Consider the following 17,512-nt stretch of genomic DNA (forward strand, 5'->3'; position numbering starts at 1 on the left):
CCGCGCAGGCAAGTCTCAGCAATCGAGCACGATGTCCGTGAGCGGCCGGCTGACGCAGGGCAGGATGAAGCCCCGGTCGATCTCCCGCTGACGGATGCCGCCGTCATGGGCCATCGTGACTTCGCCGGAATGCTTGAAGGTCTTGCACGTCCCGCACATGCCCCGCGCGCAGGACGACGGTAGTGGCAAACCCGCTGCCTTGACCGCGCCAAGGATGGTCGTCGTCTCGGCGCAGTCGAAGGTCCGACCCGTGCGCGCGAAGGTCACCGTGCGGACCGGCGTGTCGGCCCCGGCCGCGATTTCCTCGGCTGGAGAGGAGAAGTCGAAGCTCTCCTCGCCGTAGCGCTCGGGCGGCACGCCGGCGCCGAGCGCGGCAGCGCGGACCATCTCCATGAAGCCGCGCGGGCCGCAGCACAGGACGGTCCGTTCCGCGAGGTCGGGAACGATGCGCGTCAGCACCGTTTCGTCGAGTCGCACGGAATGAGGCTCCCGCGTCGTCGTCGGCACGACCGAGAGCCGGGGCATGCGGCGGATCAGCGACTGCAACTCGTCGGTGGCGATGAACTCCCCGGCGGTTGGTGCGACCTGCACCAGCACCGCATCGAGGTCGATGCCGCGGTCGGCCGCCGTGCGCAGGATCGACAGCATCGGCGTCACCCCGCTGCCGGCGGCGAGGAGGGCATAGCGATCGTCGGGCCAAGCCACGGGGCCGAAGCGTCCCGACGGCCCGAACGCCTCGATCACCGCGCCGGGCGTCATCGCGTCATGCAGTCGCGCGGCGCCCGCGCCCGCCTGCCGTTTGACGGTGATCTCGATGCCCCCGTCCCGCGCGGCGGAGGAGGCGATGGTATAACAGCGCTCGACCGTGCCCGCCTCCGTCTCGATGCGGAAGGTCATGAACTGACCGGGATCGTGCTCGATCCGGCTGCCATCCTCGGGGACGAGGAAGAAGGTCCGGACGCCCGGAACCTCGTCCCAGGCGGCCCGGCAGACGAGCCGGCCCCAGCGGTCGGGCGGAAAGCGGCGGCGGCGGCGGGCATTCCAGAGGGCGAGGTCGACCTCGGTCATCCGGCGTATCCGTGCGCCGTCATGCGGTCGACATACCAGGTCGCGAATTCGTCGAGCGCGCGTTCGGTGTACCGGGAATAGGGGCCGGGCCGGTAGCCGGCGGAGGAGACGCCCTGATGGGCGAGCCCGACCAGATGCGCGTCCTCCGCGTTGGTCGTCCGCCAGACCGAGGTGAGGTTCTCGAGGTCGTAATCCTCGCCCTCGACCGCATCCTTGTGGACGAGCCACTTGGTGCGAACGAGGGTCCGGTCGGGCGCGATCGGATAGGCCGAGATGATCACGGCGTGGTCGGCCATGATATGTTTCCAGGAATTGATGCCCCAAAGATGCATGTCCCCCATCCAAGGCTTGTCCGCCTGCCCGAGCGGCAGCGACACGGCGGCACGGGTATCGAGCGTCTGGCTCTCGCCCAGCCCCGCGATGATCAGACGCTGCGTGCGGAAGTTGGTGGGCCAGCCGACCGTATGCTCGACGGCGGCGTGATCCATCCCTTCCTTGTCCCAGTATTCGTCGTAACGGGCATAGGCGTCGAGAAGGGCGTTCGCCTCGGCGCGCTCGCTCTCGGTCAGGCCCTCGGGGTCGTAGCCGAAATCGGCGGCGTGGAAGGACAGCGACAGCTGCGGATGGTTCGACGCGCAGTGATAGCACTCGCGGTTGTTCTCCATCGTCAGCTTCCAGTTGCCCGCCTCGACGATGTCCTCCTCGAAGGCGATCTTCGCGTTCGACAGGTCGTAGGGCGCGAGCCGCGGCGCCATCACGCGGGCCAGTTCGTCGATATCCGCGGGCGGGTCGTCCGACAGGCAGGCATAGAGGATGCCGCCCACGTTGCGCAGCGCGACCGGCTTCAGGTGATGCAGGTCGCGGTCGAAATCGACGCCCATATGTGGCGCCAAGGCCAGGGCACCGTCGAGGTCGTAGGTCCACTGGTGGTAGGGGCAGACGAGCTTGCCCACGACCGACCGTCCCGGCGGGACCAGCCGCGCGCCACGATGCGAGCAGACGTTGTGGAAAGCACGCAGTTCGTCGTCGTCGTCGCGCAGGATGACGATGGAGGAGGGGCCGATATCGAGCGAGATCACGTCGCCCGCTTCTGCGACGTCGCAGGCCACGCCGACGGCGATCCAGTGCCGCGAGAAGATCGCGTCGCAATCGGCGCGCCAGGCATCCGGCGAGGTATAAAGCCCGGCGGGCAGGGTATGCCCCGGCGCGCGGGCCGCCAGCAGCGGCGCCACGGGGGAGGCCACGGGTTTGTCCATCAGCATCGTCGCAAGCTCCTTCGCGCTTGCAGAAACGATATCGCCGCAGCGTGGCATCGCAACGGCACAAATGTTCCGGGATTCATACGCTGGGCTCATGGATTCGACGGGCGTTTCGGTTAGCCTCACTGCGAAATTCGCCACCGGCAGGTCCCGTCATGCATCGCCTTCGCCGCTCCCTGCCATCCCTGACCGCGCTGACCGCATTCGAGGCGGCGGCGCGCCGGGAGAGCTTCACGGTTGCTGCAGACGAGCTCGGCGTGACGCAAGCCGCGGTCAGCCGCCGCGTAAAGGCGCTCGAGGCGGAGGTCGGACAGACGCTCTTCGACCGGTCCCACCGGCGGGTCCGCCTGACCGAAGCGGGGCAGACGCTGTACGCGGCAGTGGCGGCGTCCTTCGACGATCTGGCGCAGACGGTGGACGGGCTACGTCTGCGGGCGGCCCTGCTGACCGTGGCGGTCTCGGTCGCCTTCGGACATTTCCGCCTGCTGCCCGCGATCTCCTCGTTCCAGACGGCCTCGCCGGAGATCGATCTGCGCGTGATCTCCGAGGATGCGTGGAACGCGCCGGACGATCGCCAGATCGACGTGGCGGTGCGTTACGGCAAGCCGCCGTTCCGCGGGATGCGCGTGGCCGGGTCGATCGCGGAGACGGTCGTGCCGGTCGCGGCGCCGGACGTCGCCGCGCGGATCGGCCCGCTGACGCTCGACAGCCTCGCCCGGCGCGGCGACATCCGCAAGATCGAGAGCGCCTCGCCCGAGCCGAGCTGGCTCGACTGGGCGGGATGGCTGGCGCAGAGCGGCTGGCACGCGCCGTTCGAGCCGGCGCGGCTTCGCTTCAGCGGCTATTCCGACGCGGCCTATGCGGCGATCGCCGGCCAGGGCGTGGCCCTCGGCTGGACGAGCCTGCTGGAACGCCCGCTGGCCGATGGCCGTCTCGTGGCGCTCGACGTGCCGGCGCTCGTCCCGGCGGAGCGGCACTACGTGCTGATCCCCGAACACAAGCGCGTCACGCCCGAGGCGGACGCGTTCATCCTGTGGATCGAACAGAGGGCCGGTGATTCCGATCGGGGCGGCGGGACCGGCTAGATCGAGGCCCAGTCGGTGAAACGGACCGGGGTCGGTCGCGGCTTGCGCGGCGGCGGCGATACGGGGGCGGTCGACTGGGCGGAGGCTTGCTGCGTCATGGGTGAGATCCGGTAGAGGAGGGCGATCCGGACATGCATCGCAAGCAGAAGTTTTTGAGGGCTTAATTTTGTCGAAACTAGGGTCGACCTCCGCAATCCGTGTCAAATCCGATACAGGGCTATTCCGCCGCGCGGAGCGGCGGCACGCTTTCACGATCGGTGACGACCGCGATCGCCGGCTCCGTCGCACGCGTGTCGTCCGTTCGGCTCGACCCGTCCGCGGCCCAGAGCAGCGTCGGCACCGCGACCCTGCGGGCCTGCCGCCGCAGGAGCCAGTCCGCGCCCGACCGGCTCGCCCGGTCGAACCCAATCCGTCCCATCAGGCGGAAGGCCGCGCGCAGATAGGCAGCCAGCCAGACCCGCACGGCGAGGAGGGCCGGCGTGACGACAAGCGTCAGCACCGTCGCCACGCCGAGCCCCCAGACCACGGCGGTGGCGAGCTGAATCCACCACAGGGCCGTGGGCGATCCGATCGAGTATCCGCCCGCGGCGAAGTCGAAGCTCAGCCCGAACATCATCGGCGCCAGCCCCGCCATCGTCGTCAGCGTCGTCAACAGGACCGGTCGGATCCGGTCCTCGGCCGTGCGCGTGATCGCCTCGAGGCGGGGCATGTAGCGGGCGTATTCCTGATAGGTGTCGATCAGGACGATGTTGTTGTTCACCACGATCCCGGCCAGCGCGACGATGCCCGTGCCGGTCATGATGATCGAGAATTGCTGATCCATGACCAGCATTCCGATCAGGACACCGGTGGTCGACAGCACGACGGCGAGAAGGACGAGGGCGGAATTGTAGAAGGAATTGAACTGCGCGAGCAGGATCACGAACATCAGCCCGAGCGCGCCGAGGAACGCATTGCCGAGGAAGGCCATGCTCTCGGCCTGCTCCTCTTGGTCGCCCGTCCATTCCCAGGCGACGCTTGCGGGCAGCAGGTCCTGCGTCTCGAGCGCCCGGGTCAGCGCGCCGATCCGTTCATCCGCCGTCACGGGCAGGATCGTGGCCCGGCCCGCCGCGACCGCCTCCGCCAGCGCCGGGGGATCGTCGGAGGCCATGATCGCGTAGGCCGTTCCGTCGGCGCCGCGCAGGGTGGCCTCCGTGGCGACCTCCTCCGTGCGGAGAATGCCCAACGGCGCGCCGTCCCCGGCCGTGGCCGCCAAAAGCCCCGGGGCCACGTCGGCCTTCACGTCGAAGAAGCGCTGCGCGTCGACCCGGTCGATCTGCGCGAGCCGGGGGACGGCGCGGCGCGTGATGAAGTTTGCGAGCGGGACCAGCCCGTCATTCGTGCGGACCTTCAGGTTGTCGAGCGTCGCGAGGAGGCGATCGGCCTCGGGCAGCCGCATGCGGATGTCGATCTCGTAGTCGGAGCTGTCGACCCGCATCGTGTCGAGGAGGATGCCGCGCGTGACGAGTTGCACCATCGCACCCACCGTCGCCACGTCGGCCCCGAAGCGGCCCGCCTTCTCCACATCGACATCCACCTCCCAGTCGATGCCGGGGAGCGGCAGCGAATCCTCGATGTCGATCAGTCCGGGCATTGCCTCGAAACGGGCGCGAATGTCCGCCGTCGCCTGCAACAGCGCATCCCAATCGTCGCCCGTCAGGCGAAGGTGGATGGGTTTGGCCGCGCCGGGGCCGCGATCCTGTTGCGTGAGGTCGACCTTGGTGCCCGGCAGGTCCCGCAGGCGCGCCAGGAGCGTCTCGCCGATCCGGTCGCCGTCGAAGGCGGGATCGACGACGTTGCGGCGGACCGTGACCCCGAACAGCGTGAACCACGGCTCCGAGACGGTCGGCCGCTCCTCCCATCGGACCATCTCGATCTGGATCTGCCCAATCGTGTCGTTCGGTGGCCCGTTCGCCGGCCCGCCCGAGGATAGGCCCCCGTCGCCCGCGAAGGCGAAGGCGGAGTCGATGCCCGGCGTCTGCAGAACGATGCGCTCCGCCCGGCGCAGAAGCGCGTCCTTCTCCTCGAGCGACAGGTTGCCGCGGGCACGGATGAAGATGTTCGCCTGCTCCAGCTCGCTCTCGACGAAGAATTCGACCCCGGCATTGTTGCGGCCGTAATAGGCGAAGACCGAGGCGACGGTGATCGCCACGGTGGCGATCGCGACGACCGGGCCGATCGGGTTGCCGACGATGAGGTTGATGAACCACCCGAACGGCCGACGCTGGCGGCCCGACTGGACACGGCCCGCGCGCACCGGCCGGGCGACTGCGCCCAACGTGATCGAAACCGCGATCAGCCCGGCGACCACGGCGAAGGCGCTCAATGTGGAGATCAGGGCACCCGGCGCGGCGGTCAGATGACTTGGCAGCAAGAAATTCGGGTTCAGCGTTTGCAGGATGGCCGCCGCGAGCAGCAGCGCGGCGACGCAGGCAAGGGCGAGCCGGATCGGCAGGCCGAACATGCGTCGCAGGCCGTTCGAGGCCCGTCCGAACGCCCGCGAGATCCGCCCCGCGACACCGCCGAGCACCGGCAGGTAGACGAGCGCCACCACGAGCGAGGCGGACAGCACGAAGATGATCGTCACCGGCAGCATGCCCATGAACTCGCCGGCGATGCCCGGCCAGAACAGCATCGGCAGGAAGGCGCAGAGCGTGGTCGCCGTCGACGAGATCACCGGCCAGAACATGCGCCGCGCCGCCTCGGTATAGGCCGACATCGGGCCGGAGCCCTCGGCGATGCGCTTGTCGGCGTATTCGACGACGACGATCGCGCCGTCCACCAGCATTCCCACGGCGAGGATCAGTCCGAACATGACGATGTTTGAGATGGTGATTCCGACGACCGCCATGATCGCGAAGCTGAGCAGGAACGAGGTCGGGATCGCGAAACCCACCAGCAGTGCCGACCGGGTTCCCAGCGTCCCGAGAACCACAACCATGACGAGCGCGATGGCGGTCAGAACCGATCCTTCGAGTTGCTGCACCATCGACTCGACCGTCTTTGACTGGTCGAGCGTGACGGTGACGTCCACGGCCTGCCGCAGCTCCTCGGGCCAGGTGGCCGTCTCGGCGGCGATCTCCTCGCGGACCTCGGCGGCGGTGTCGATGATGTTGAAGCCCTTCCGCTTGACGACCTGGAGCGCCACGGTCGTCTCGCCGTTGTAGCGGGCCGTGCCCTCTCGGTCCTGATAGGTCAGGTTCACCTGCGCGAGGTCGCCCAGCGTGATGACGCGGTCGCCATCGGTCTTGACCGGCAGGGCGTAGACGTCGGCGGGGGTCTCGAAGCTGCCCGGGATCTTGACGGGGAACGCGCCCGAGGCGGTCTCCACCGAGCCGGTCGCGACGAGCAGGTTGTTGTTCGTGACCACCTGCACGAGTTCGCCCGCCGTCACGTTGTAGGCCTCGAGCGCCAGCGGGTCGATCAGGACTTCCAGCATCTCGTCGCGATGCCCGGCGAGTCCGGCCTCGAGGATCGGCGGCATCGCCTCGAGCCGGTCCTGCAGGTCTTCGGCCAGCCGGAGCAGCGTGCGCTCCGGCGCCAAGCCCGAGAGCGAGACGATCAGGATCGGAAACTCGGAGAAGTTGATCTCGTTGATCGTGTACTGCTCGGCCCCGTCGGGGAACTCGGCCTCGGCCTGTCCCATCTTGTCGCGCACGTCGGCGATGGTGGCGTTCTTGTCCCAGCCGAACTCGAATTCGAGCGCGAGCCCGGCATAGCCTTCCGACGCCGTGGCCAGCATCGTCTCGAGCCCGTCGATCTCCTTGAGGCGGGTCTCCATCGGCTTGAGGAGCAGCTTCTCGGAATCCATCGAGGAGATGCCGGGGAACGGCACGGAGATGAAGAGGCCCGGAATGTCGATATCCGGCTCGCCCTCCTTCGGCAGCGTCCAGTAGGCGAACCCGCCGGCGAGGATGGACAGCGCGACGAAGGCCAGCACCATGCGGGCCCGGCCGGCGGCCCAGTCGACGATCCCGATCATTGCGCGTCCTGCGCGAAGCTCACCCGGACGGGCACGCCGTCGGTGACGTATTCCTGTCCCACGGTGATGATCTCGACCTGCTCGGGCAGTCCGGCGAGCAGCACGCCCTCCACCGTGTCGCGGACGAGCGAGACTTCGGCGAAGCCGGCCCGGTCGTCCTCGACGATCCGCACGCCGAGACGCCCCTGATCGTCGAGCGTCATGGCGGAGGCGGGGACGAGATGCGCGATCGTCGGTGGCGTCTCGATCACGATCTCGGCGGTCTGGCCGTCCCGGATGGCGAGGTCGCCGTTCGGAACGGTCACCTCGACCCGGAAGGTTCGGGTCAACTCGTCGGCGGAGCGGCTCAGGAACGTCACCTGGCCCTCGGCCGTGCCACCGGACGCCAGACGCGCCCGGGCCGGCGCGCCGGGCTCGACACGGTCCACCTGCGCCTCGGGCAGGAAGCCCACGAGCTTCATCGGGTCGAGCTGTACGATGTCGGCGCAGGGCGAGCCCGGTTGCAGCAGCGTGCCGATCTCGGCGGTATCGCTTTCCAGAAGTCCGGCAAAGGGCGCCTCGATCGTCAGCTTCTCGATATCCAGCCGCGCCCGCTCCACCGCGGCCTCCGCCGCCTGCACGCCGGCCCGCGCCGATTCGATGCCGGCCCGCACCGTCTCGCGCCCCGTCGAGGTCGCGGTCACCCCGGCCTCGGCGGCCCGCAGGGCGGCCTGCGCGTTGGCGAGGCTCGTCTCGGAGGAGAAACCGCGTTCGGACAGGCGGCTCGCTGCGTTCTGGTTGAGCCGCGCCTCCTCCAGCCGCGCCTGCGCCTCCGCGATCCGGGCCTCGGTTTCGGGCAGCCGCGCCTCCGCTTCGGGAACGCGCGCCCGGGCTTCGGCGAGCCGCGCTTCCGCCTCCGACAAGGTCGCGCCGCGCGAACCCGGGTCGAGCTCGCATAGGACCTGACCGGCCTCGACGAAGGCTCCCTTTCGCAGCGGCTCGGAAAGGACGGCGCCGGTCGTCTCCGACATCACGGTGACCTCGCGCGCGGCCTGCGACTGTCCACGGACGAGAACGCCGTCCGGAACCTCCCGCGCCCGCGAGCGTATCGCGACGACACGGACCGGCTCCGCCGAGGCCGCGTCGGCTTCGACGATGGGAGCGGGGCGCCGGCCGGCATTCGTATCTGCAGCGACCGGCGGGGAATCACCGGTCATGCCGTAGGCGAGGCCGAGCAGCGCGTCGCGTTGCAGGACCACGGCATAAAGGGCCACGCAGACGAGGATGGCGGTGATCAGGGGGAACAGGCGCATCAAGAGCCCTTCTAGCAGGCTTCTCGGTCGATCCGCACGAACCTGTCTCGAACGTTGCGCCGACCGAAACATCTTAGCAACGCGACAGCAAAAGACAAGCTGCGTGGTCCCGACGCTATTCCGGGTTGGCGCATCTGGCGGCCTGCGCTAGAAGCGCCAACGCGAGCGACGAGGATCAGTGGCGATGTCCAACCCGGAAAGCTTCATCGACGAGGTCACCGAGGAGGTGCGCCGCGACCGCCTCTACGGGACGATGCGTCGCTGGGGCTGGCTTGCCATCCTGATCGTGATCCTGCTCGTCGGTGGCGCGGCCTTCGCCGAATGGCGTCGTGCCCAGGCCCAGGCGCGGGCCCAGGCTTTCGGGAGCGCCGTGCTCGATGCGCTGGACGGCGAGGATCTGACGGCAAGGCGCGCGGCACTGGGCGAGGTCGCGCCGGCGGACGATGGGCAGGCGGCAATCCTCGCCCTTCTGCGCGCGACGGCGGCATTGAACGCGACGGAGGGCGGGGCCGACGACGCGGCGGCGCGGGCACATCTTCTCGAGGTCTCGGAGATGGCGGACGTGCCGGCGGCCTATCGCGACCTTGCTCTGCTCAAGCTCATGCTGGTCGACGGGACGGGCGAGGCGTCGCAGGATGCCGCGATCCTCGAGGCGCTGGCCGCGCCCGGTGCGCCCTATCGTCCGATGGCGGTGGAGCTGCAGGCGCTGATGGCGCTCGAGGCGGGCGACGAGGCGACCGCGCTGACGTTGCTGCGGGCCCTGACCGAGGACGCGGAGGCGACGGAGCCCCTGCGCCGCCGTGCCACGCAACTGATCGTCGCGCTGGGCGCGACGCCGGAGCCGGCGTGACGCGCGGGCGACGCCGGATCCGAACGGGATCGCAGGGACGGCACGAGCCGGGTTCGCCGACATGAGAGCGTTCGCCTGCACTCTCCTGTGCGCCTGTCTCGTGCTCGCGGGTTGCGGCGACGACGAGGCGATCCTGCCAGGCGAGCGGCTTCCCGTGCGCGCGGGCGGTCTCGACGGACTCGGTGTCGTCGCCGCGGCGTCTGACACCGCCGGCGGAGCCGTTTCGGCACTCGCCTTGCCGGCGCCGCGGACGCTCGCCGACTGGCCGATGCGCGTCGGCAACCTGCGCAACGACCCGGATCATGCGACGCTGTCGCCCGCGCCGCGCCGCATCTGGTCGAGCGATATCGGCGCCGGCGATACCCGCCGGCAGCGCCTGACCACGGACCCGGTCTCCGACGGCGCGCGCATCTTCACGCTCGACGCGAAGGCCGGTGTCGCGGCCACGTCGGTCTCGGGGTCGCGGCTCTGGTCGCGCGACCTCGTCCCCCCCCTCGAACGCGCGGATGACGCGTCGGGCGGCGGTCTCGCCGTGGTCGACGGCACGCTGTACGTCACGACGGGTTTCGGCGAGTTGCACGCGCTCGATCCCGCGACGGGGCGGACCCGCTGGGTGCAGCGTCTCGACGCGCCGATCACCACGCCGAAGGTCGCGGGCGGCCTTGTCTACGTCGTCAGCCGCGACAACCGCGCCTGGGCGCTCGATGCGAGCGACGGGCGCATCCGCTGGGAGCTTCCGGCCGCGCCTGCGCCGTCGGTCATGGCGACCTCGCCGGCGCCGGCGGTAACCGACCGGTCCGTGATCCTGCCCTTCGGGTCGGGCGAGATCGTGAACGCCCTGCGCGAGAGCGGCACCCGCCTCTGGGGCGCGAATGTCGGCGGCGCGCGCCGCGGCGTGGCCTACAACACGGTCGGCGACATCACCGGCGATCCGCTCGTCGCTGTCGGAACGATCTATGCGGGCACCTCGGCGGGCCGGATGATTGCGCTTTCCGAGGCTTCGGGCGAACGGCTCTGGACGGCGGGCGAGGGGGCCATGTCCCCTTTAGTCCTTGCCGGCGGATCGCTCTTCGCGGTGACGGACCGGGCGCAGCTTCTGCGGATGGACGCCGTCACCGGTGCGGTGATCTGGCGGACGGACCTTCCGCTCTACCGCACAGCTAGGCTGAAACGGCGGCAAGGGATGTACGCGCATTTCGGACCCGTGCTCGCCGGCGGGCGGCTCTGGATCGCCTCCTCCGACGGGGCGCTTCGCGGCTTCGATCCGGTGACGGGCGCGCTGGCGAACAGCATCGAACTGCCCGACGGCGCCGCCTCGCGGCCGATCGCGTTCGGGAATGCCCTCTACGTCGTGGACCGCTCCGGGACGCTTCACGCTTTCCGTTGAGGGCCGGATGCGTTAGGCGCCGCCTCTGAGTTCCGGAGCGCGTCCATGTTCACCCTTGCCATCGTCGGCCGACCCAATGTCGGCAAGTCCACCCTGTTCAACCGTCTCGTCGGTCGCCGCCTGGCGCTCGTCGATAATCAGCCGGGGGTGACGCGCGATCTGCGCGAGGGGTCGGCGCGGCTGGGCGATCTGCGCTTCACGGTGATCGACACGGCCGGGCTCGAGGAGGCGACAGACGACAGTCTGCAGGGCCGGATGCGCCGCCTGACGGAGCGGGCGGTGGACATGGCCGACGCCGCGCTCTTCGTCGTCGATGCCCGCACGGGCATCACGCCCGCCGACGAGGTCTTCGCCGACATCCTGCGCCGCAAGGGCCATCCGGTGCTGCTCGCCGCCAACAAGGCCGAAGGGCGGCAGGGCGAGGCCGGGATGTTCGAGGCGTTCTCCCTCGGGCTGGGCGAGCCCGTCGGCATCTCGGCCGAGCATGGCGAAGGCATGGCCGATCTCGCGGCAATGCTGCGCCCGTTGATCGCCGAGAAGGACGTGGCGCCTGCCGAGGAGGCCGAGGCCGATATCGACCTAGAGGAAGACGACGAAGGCGAGGAGGCCGACTGGGCACCGACCGAGAAGCGTCCGCTCAAGATCGCCGTCGTCGGGCGACCGAACGCAGGCAAGTCCACGCTCATCAACCGGATCATCGGCGAGGAGCGCCTGCTGACCGGACCGGAGGCGGGGATCACGCGCGACTCGATCTCGCTGAACTTCGACTGGGAGGGGGTGCCGACGCGCCTCTTCGACACGGCCGGGATGCGCAAGCGTGCCAAGGTCGTCGAGAAGCTGGAGAAGCTGTCGGTCTCCGACGGCCTCCGCGCGGTCAAGTTCGCCGAGGTGGTCGTCGTCCTCCTCGACGCGGAGATCCCGTTCGAGACGCAGGATCTGCGGATCGCCGACCTTGCCGAGCGCGAGGGTCGGGCGGTCGTCGTCGCGGTGAACAAGTGGGACCTAGAGGAGCACCGGCAGGAAAAGCTCGCGCATCTGAAGGAGCAGTTCGAGCGGTTGCTGCCACAGCTTCGCGGCGCGCCGCTCGTGACGGTCAGCGCACGGACGGGGCGGGGGCTCGATCGGCTCCACGCCGCCATCGTCAAGGCACACGAGACGTGGAACCGGCGCGTTCCGACGGCCGCGCTCAATCGCTGGCTGACCGGCATGCTGGAGCAGCATCCGCCGCCCGCACCGCAGGGACGCCGCATCAAGCTGCGCTACATGACGCAGGTGAAGACGCGGCCGCCGGGCTTCGTCGTGATGTGCTCGCATCCCGAGGCCATCCCGGAAAGCTACACGCGTTATCTCGTGAACGGTCTGCGGCTCGACTTCGACATGCCGGGCACGCCGATCCGACTGCATCTGCGCGGGCAGAGCGACTCGAACCCATACAAGGGCCGCAAGCGGGCCGAGCCATCGCGCCTGCGCAAGCACACGCACGGGCGCCGCGCCGATTGAGGCGGCAGGCGGCCCGTGGGGCCGCCTGCTATGGAATCAGCCGTTCGCTTCGCGGATCTTCTCGGCGGCGTCCTTGTCGTAGGCCACGCCGTTCTGTTCCAGCATCGTGTCGAGTTCGCCCGAGAGGGTCATTTCCACGATGATGTCGCAGCCGCCGACGAACTCGCCCTTCACGTAGAGCTGCGGGATCGTCGGCCAGTCCGAGTAATCCTTGATGCCCTGCCGGATCTCCGCGTCCTCGAGCACGTTCACGTCCGAGTAGTCCACGGCCATGTAGTTCAGCACGCCGGCCACCTTGGAGGAGAAGCCGCATTGCGGCATCGCCTTGGTGCCCTTCATGAACAGGACCACGTCCTTGGCCTTCACCATCTCGTCGATCGTCGTCTTGGTATCGGTCATCGCTTCAGCTCCTGTGTTTGCCGCGCCGTCCGGGGACGAAGGCGCGCGCGTATTCCTGGGGGTCCTTCGGAACGCGGGTGACGGACTGGTTGCCGCCGCCCACGCCCGAGAAGTAGTCGCTCTCGATCTCGGTATATCCCTCGCCGGGCGCGACGCCACGGGGGCGGCCGCCATCGTCCCGACGGGCCTCGGCGCGCAGCACCCAGATCGCCCGCCCCACCAGAAGCAGGACGATGAAAAGCGCCAGATATGCCGAGAGCGTCGTCAATCGGGCGCCCGGGTCGTCAGGGCCAGGGCGTGCAATTCGCCCGAGGGACCGTCCATCCGGCCCTTCAGGGCCGCATAGACCTCTCGTTGTTGCGCCACGCGCGATTTGCCTTTGAAGGAGGCGTCCACGACCTCGGCGGCGTAGTGGTTGCCGTCGCCCGCAAGGTCGGTGATCGTGATCTTCGCCTCCGGAAAGCTCTCGCGGAGGAGCGCCTCGATGTCGTGCGCCTGCATCGCCATAATCGGTCCTTTCCCCGTTTGCCTCTAGCTAGGCAGGCCAAGTCGCCGGGGCAAGCCGGTCGCGGTCCGACATGCCCGCGATCAAGCGAAGAGGGTGGCGAAGGTCGAACGGTAGAGGGAGGAGAGCTCGCCGAACGGTGCCTCCGTCGCGCCGAGCCGAACGACATCGCCCCCGAACTGGCCCACCATCGTCAGCGGCAGGCTTGCTTTCCCCGCCGCGACCATCAGCGCCTCGGCGGCGTCGAAGGTGCAGGCGATGAGGTAGCGGCCCTGATCCTCCCCGAAGAGCGCGGCCGTGCCGGTGACGTCGAGCGTCACGCCGACGCCGTGCGCCTCGGCCAGCGTGAAGGCGGCGAGCGCCAGCCCGCCGTCGGAAAGGTCGGTGCAGGCGTGGATCGCGGCGCGGTTGGCGAGGATGAACTCTCCCCGGGCGCGTTCGACTTCGAGATCGACCGGTGGCGCGTCACCCTCGTGGCGGTCGAAATGCTCGGCCAGGAGCGCGGAGCAGCCGAGATGCGTTCCGCTCTCGCCGAGCAGCAGCGCGAGCATCCCGTTCTCCACCCGGTGCGCGATCCGGTCGGAGAGATCCTCGATGAGCCCGACCGCGCCGATCGTGGGGGTCGGGTCGATCCCGGTGCCGTCCGTCTCGTTGTAGAGGCTCACGTTGCCCGACACGATCGGCATGTCGAGCGCCGTGCAGGCCTGCCCGATCCCGTCGAGCGCGCCGACGAACTGGCCCATGATCTCGGGCTTCTCCGGGTTGCCGAAGTTGAGGTTGTCGGTCGTGGCGAGCGGCCGGGCGCCCTTGGCGATCAGGTTGCGATATGCCTCGGCCACCGCCTGCTTGCCGCCCTCGACCGGGTTCGCCTTGACGTAGCGCGGGGTTACGTCGGCGGTGAAGGCAAGGCCGCGATCGGTGCCGTGGACGCGCACGATGCCGCCGTCGAGGCCAGGCCGGGAAACCGTGTCTCCCATGACCTGCGTGTCGTATTGCTCGACCACCCAGTCCCGCGCGCAATAGTTCGCGCTGCCGACGAGGGCGCGAAGACCCTCGATCGGGTCTACCTCTTCGACGGTGCCGAGCGGTTCCGCCGGAGGCGTCGGATGAAAAGGACGGTCGTATTCCGGAGCGGATGAAGCTAGCGTCGAAAGGGGAAGATCGGCCTTCGTCTCACCATTGTGCACGATCAGGAAACGATCTTCGGCGATTGTTTCCCCGACGATGGCGAAATCCAGGTCCCACTTTTCGAACACGGCGCGTGCCACGTTCTCCCGGGCGGGGTCGAGAACCATAAGCATCCGCTCCTGGCTTTCCGACAGCATCATCTCGTAGGCGCTCATGCCGGCCTCGCGCACGGGCACGCGATCGAGGTCGAGGCGGATGCCGAGCCGGCCCTTGTCGCCCATCTCCACCGCCGAGCAGGTGAGGCCGGCGGCGCCCATGTCCTGGATCGAGACGACGGCGCCGGTGGCCATCAACTCGAGGCAGGCTTCCATCAGGCGCTTCTCGGTGAAGGGGTCGCCCACCTGCACGGTGGGGCGCTTCTCCTCGATCGTGTCGTCGAACTCGGCCGAGGCCATCGTCGCGCCGCCGACGCCGTCGCGCCCCGTCTTGGCGCCGAGATACACGACCGGTCGTCCGACGCCCGAGGCGGCAGAATAGAAGATCGCGTCGGCCTCCGCGATGCCGGCGGCAAAGGCGTTGACGAGGCAGTTGCCGTTGTAGCTTGCGTGGAACCGCACCTCGCCCGCGACGGTCGGCACGCCGAAGCAATTGCCGTAGCCGCCCACGCCCTCCACCACGCCGTGGACCAGCCGCCGCGTCTTCGGATGCGCGGGCTCGCCGAAGCTCAGGGCGTTCATCGCGGCGACGGGACGTGCGCCCATCGTGAACACGTCGCGCAGGATGCCGCCGACGCCGGTCGCGGCACCCTGATAAGGCTCGATGTAGGAGGGGTGGTTGTGGCTCTCCATCTTGAAGACCACGGCGAGCTCGCGGCCGTCGGGGCCGGGACCGATGGCGACCACGCCCGCATTCTCGCCCGGCCCGCAGATGACCTGCGGTCCCTCGGTCGGCAACTTGCGGAGCCATTTCTTTGAGGACTTGTAGGAGCAATGCTCGTTCCACATCGCCGAGAAGATGCCGAGCTCGGTAAAGCTCGGCGTGCGGCCGATGATCTCGAGGACGCGGTCGTATTCGTCGTCCTTCAGCCCGTGGGCCGCGATCAGGTCCGGCGTGATGTCGGGCTCTTGCATGGGCGAACTCCGGGCGATTGCGCAGGCTGTCTAGCGGAGCGGGCCGGCGGGGGAAAGACGCGCCCCGGATCCGGCGTGGCCCGGATGCACGCGGCACGGTCAGGCGCGCGTGAGCGCCGCCGTCAGATCCCCGTAGCCGGTCGCGCGTCGTTCGAAGGCGAGACCGAGCGCGTCGGCGGCGGCGCGGGCCTTCTCCGCCAGGGCGGGGTCGTCGGTCTGGGCCAAGTGGACGACCTTCGTGTAGTGGCCGAAATACATCTCCCGCAACTCCGGATGGCGGTCGAGGCCGAGGGGGCGGATGACGAAGGCATCGAACTGCCGGGCGAGGAAGTCGGTGAGGTAGAACGCGTCGATCTCGTCGCGCGCGGCGAAGCGGTCGAGCCCATCGAAGAAGGCATAGCAATGCGGCCCGGCGATCATCTCGATCCCGCGTTCGGCACAGAACCGCGCGAGCCCGCCGCCGGTGCCGCAATCGGCGTAGGCGACGAAGACGCGGTCGTAGCCGTCCGCCCGACCGTCGAGCGCCTCGGCGAGGGCCGGGACGATGCGCTCGGGATGGTTGTGCAGGATCGCCGGCAGGCAATGCAGGTCGAGATGGTGAAGCCGGTTCGCCACCCGGATCGCGAGAATCTCATGGGCCAACGCCCCGCAAGCCACGACGAGGACCCGACCCGTACCCGCGGCGGGCAGCCCGTCCCGCGTGAGGACGGCATCGGGGATCACGCGAGTTTCACCGCGGTGCCGTAGGCCACGACCTCGGAGGCGGCATGCGTGATCGTCGAGGTTTCGAAACGGATCGCGACGATTGCGTCCGCGTCCTGCGCCCGGGCCTCCGCGACCATCCGGTCGATCGCCTGCTCCCGCGCACCCGTGAGGAGGGACGCATATTCCCGTATCTCGCCGCCGACGAGGTTGCGGAAGCCCGCGACGATGTCGGTGCCGACATGCTTCGCGCGGACCGTGGAGCCGCGCACCAGGCCGATGCAGCGCGTGATCTCCCGCCCCGGCACGCCGTCCGTGGTCGCGAGAATGACGCGTTTCAATTCCCGGCCGTTCATTCGCCCATCCGGTCGTAGCGGTCGTCGTCGGGGTTCGCGCGGCGGTCAACGATCACGCGCCAGGCCAGATACGCGATCGGAAGGACGGGCAGGATCGCGGCCCAGCCGAACGGGACCGCGATGCTCGCCGTCACGATGGCCGCGAGCCAGATCGTCGCGCCGGCGGCGAGGGTCGCTGCGACGAGAATGAGGACGAGTCGGTCGAGGGGCATGGCATCGCTTCCGTATGGGCTCCTGAGAGTATGGGAACGCGGAACGCGGCTGCCAATACGATTGACAGCGAACGCCGCTGCGTCATCTAGGCTCGCAGGAGGCAGCATGGCTTTGAAGATACTCGTGATGGGCGTGACCGCCACCGGCAAGACGACGCTCGGGATCGAGCTCGCCCAAGCCCTTCGGGGGCGATTCGTTGATGGGGACGACCTGCATCCGCGCGGCAACGTCAGGAAGATGGCGCGCGGCGAGCCGCTGACGGACCGCGACCGCGCGCCCTGGCTCGATCGTGTCGGACGGACGCTCGCGGAGAGCGACGGGATAACGGTCATCGCGTGCTCGGCCCTGAAACGCGCCTACCGCAACCGTATCAGGGCCCGCGCCGGGTTCGTGACGCTGGTGCACCTCACCGGCGACCGGGATACGCTGGAGCGACGCTTGAAGGCACGGATTGGCCATTACATGCCGGCCTCGCTTCTCGACAGCCAACTCGCGACGCTGGAGCCTCCGACCCGGGACGAATGGCCGATCGTTGTCGAGGCCATCCGCCCGCGGCGTCGTCTCGTCGGCGAGGTGCTCGACCGCTTGCGCGGCCGGCGCCTCCACTAGAGGTCGGC

At 69.2% G+C, this 17,512-nt stretch carries 16 protein-coding genes; 5 read left to right on the forward strand and 11 right to left on the reverse strand.

Annotated features, from left to right (window positions below; genetic code table 11):
* Positions 1–15: 15 nt before the first annotated feature.
* Positions 16–1,068: an iron-sulfur cluster-binding domain-containing protein gene (locus tag Q1A87_RS11525; protein WP_299651429.1), complete on the reverse strand. Its 1,053-nt coding sequence runs from the start codon at positions 1,066–1,068 to the stop codon at positions 16–18.
* Positions 1,065–2,330: an aromatic ring-hydroxylating dioxygenase subunit alpha gene (locus tag Q1A87_RS11530; RefSeq protein ID WP_299651432.1), complete on the reverse strand. Its 1,266-nt coding sequence runs from the start codon at positions 2,328–2,330 to the stop codon at positions 1,065–1,067. Before Q1A87_RS11530 ends, Q1A87_RS11525 begins: the two co-directional genes overlap by 4 nt.
* A 152-nt stretch (positions 2,331–2,482) precedes the next feature.
* On the opposite strand from Q1A87_RS11530, the gene Q1A87_RS11535 reads away from it, so the two are divergent.
* Positions 2,483–3,412: a LysR substrate-binding domain-containing protein gene (locus Q1A87_RS11535; protein WP_299651435.1), complete on the forward strand. Its 930-nt coding sequence runs from the start codon at positions 2,483–2,485 to the stop codon at positions 3,410–3,412.
* Positions 3,413–3,629: 217 nt separating this feature from the next.
* Here Q1A87_RS11535 and Q1A87_RS11540 read toward each other — a convergent pair whose 3' ends face one another.
* Both Q1A87_RS11540 and Q1A87_RS11545 read right to left on the reverse strand, forming a co-directional pair.
* The gene (locus tag Q1A87_RS11540) at positions 3,630–7,433 is read right to left on the reverse strand and encodes an efflux RND transporter permease subunit (protein ID WP_299651438.1); all 3,804 of its coding nucleotides are present in this window, start codon (positions 7,431–7,433) and stop codon (positions 3,630–3,632) included.
* Positions 7,430–8,725 (reverse strand): efflux RND transporter periplasmic adaptor subunit, encoded by a 1,296-nt coding sequence (locus Q1A87_RS11545; RefSeq protein WP_299651441.1) that lies wholly within the window; start codon positions 8,723–8,725, stop codon positions 7,430–7,432. Before Q1A87_RS11545 ends, Q1A87_RS11540 begins: the two co-directional genes overlap by 4 nt.
* A 184-nt stretch (positions 8,726–8,909) precedes the next feature.
* On the opposite strand from Q1A87_RS11545, the gene Q1A87_RS11550 reads away from it, so the two are divergent.
* The 3 genes from Q1A87_RS11550 to der all read left to right on the forward strand — a co-directional run bounded on the left by Q1A87_RS11550 (position 8,910) and on the right by der (position 12,462).
* The gene (locus tag Q1A87_RS11550; RefSeq protein WP_299651444.1) at positions 8,910–9,575 is read left to right on the forward strand and encodes a hypothetical protein; all 666 of its coding nucleotides are present in this window, start codon (positions 8,910–8,912) and stop codon (positions 9,573–9,575) included.
* Positions 9,576–9,636: 61 nt separating this feature from the next.
* Entirely contained in the window at positions 9,637–10,962 is a 1,326-nt protein-coding gene (locus Q1A87_RS11555) for a PQQ-like beta-propeller repeat protein (RefSeq protein WP_299651447.1), read from the forward strand.
* A 45-nt stretch (positions 10,963–11,007) separates the two neighbouring features.
* Positions 11,008–12,462: a ribosome biogenesis GTPase Der gene (gene der, locus Q1A87_RS11560; RefSeq protein WP_299651450.1), complete on the forward strand. Its 1,455-nt coding sequence runs from the start codon at positions 11,008–11,010 to the stop codon at positions 12,460–12,462.
* Between the two features lie 36 nt (positions 12,463–12,498).
* Here the strand turns inward: der and grxD are convergent, their stop codons facing one another.
* The 7 genes from grxD to Q1A87_RS11595 all read right to left on the reverse strand — a co-directional run bounded on the left by grxD (position 12,499) and on the right by Q1A87_RS11595 (position 16,894).
* Positions 12,499–12,861, reverse strand: coding sequence for a Grx4 family monothiol glutaredoxin (gene grxD, locus Q1A87_RS11565; protein WP_299651453.1), 363 nt, complete (start codon positions 12,859–12,861; stop codon positions 12,499–12,501).
* Between the two features lie 4 nt (positions 12,862–12,865).
* Positions 12,866–13,129, reverse strand: a complete 264-nt coding sequence (locus Q1A87_RS11570; protein WP_299651456.1) for a hypothetical protein — start codon at positions 13,127–13,129, stop codon at positions 12,866–12,868.
* Positions 13,126–13,368, reverse strand: a complete 243-nt coding sequence (locus Q1A87_RS11575; protein WP_299651459.1) for a BolA family transcriptional regulator — start codon at positions 13,366–13,368, stop codon at positions 13,126–13,128. The genes Q1A87_RS11570 and Q1A87_RS11575 overlap by 4 nt, the downstream gene beginning before the upstream one ends.
* 81 nt (positions 13,369–13,449) lie before the next feature.
* Positions 13,450–15,624, reverse strand: a complete 2,175-nt coding sequence (purL, locus tag Q1A87_RS11580) for a phosphoribosylformylglycinamidine synthase subunit PurL (protein WP_299651462.1) — start codon at positions 15,622–15,624, stop codon at positions 13,450–13,452.
* A gap of 99 nt (positions 15,625–15,723) precedes the next feature.
* Entirely contained in the window at positions 15,724–16,347 is a 624-nt protein-coding gene (locus tag Q1A87_RS11585) for a DUF1638 domain-containing protein (RefSeq protein WP_299651464.1), read from the reverse strand.
* Positions 16,344–16,682: a YbjQ family protein gene (locus tag Q1A87_RS11590; RefSeq protein WP_299651466.1), complete on the reverse strand. Its 339-nt coding sequence runs from the start codon at positions 16,680–16,682 to the stop codon at positions 16,344–16,346. The genes Q1A87_RS11585 and Q1A87_RS11590 overlap by 4 nt, the downstream gene beginning before the upstream one ends.
* A complete protein-coding gene (locus tag Q1A87_RS11595) occupies positions 16,679–16,894 on the reverse strand; it encodes a hypothetical protein (protein WP_299651468.1) in 216 nt (71 codons plus the stop codon). The genes Q1A87_RS11590 and Q1A87_RS11595 overlap by 4 nt, the downstream gene beginning before the upstream one ends.
* Before the next feature lie 106 nt (positions 16,895–17,000).
* On the opposite strand from Q1A87_RS11595, the gene Q1A87_RS11600 reads away from it, so the two are divergent.
* Positions 17,001–17,504, forward strand: coding sequence for a gluconokinase (locus Q1A87_RS11600; RefSeq protein ID WP_299651470.1), 504 nt, complete (start codon positions 17,001–17,003; stop codon positions 17,502–17,504).
* Positions 17,505–17,512 lie beyond the last annotated feature (8 nt).

Origin of the sequence: uncultured Jannaschia sp. (assembly GCF_947494055.1) — a bacterium.
In the GTDB taxonomy this organism is placed as follows: Bacteria; Pseudomonadota; Alphaproteobacteria; order Rhodobacterales; family Rhodobacteraceae; genus Jannaschia.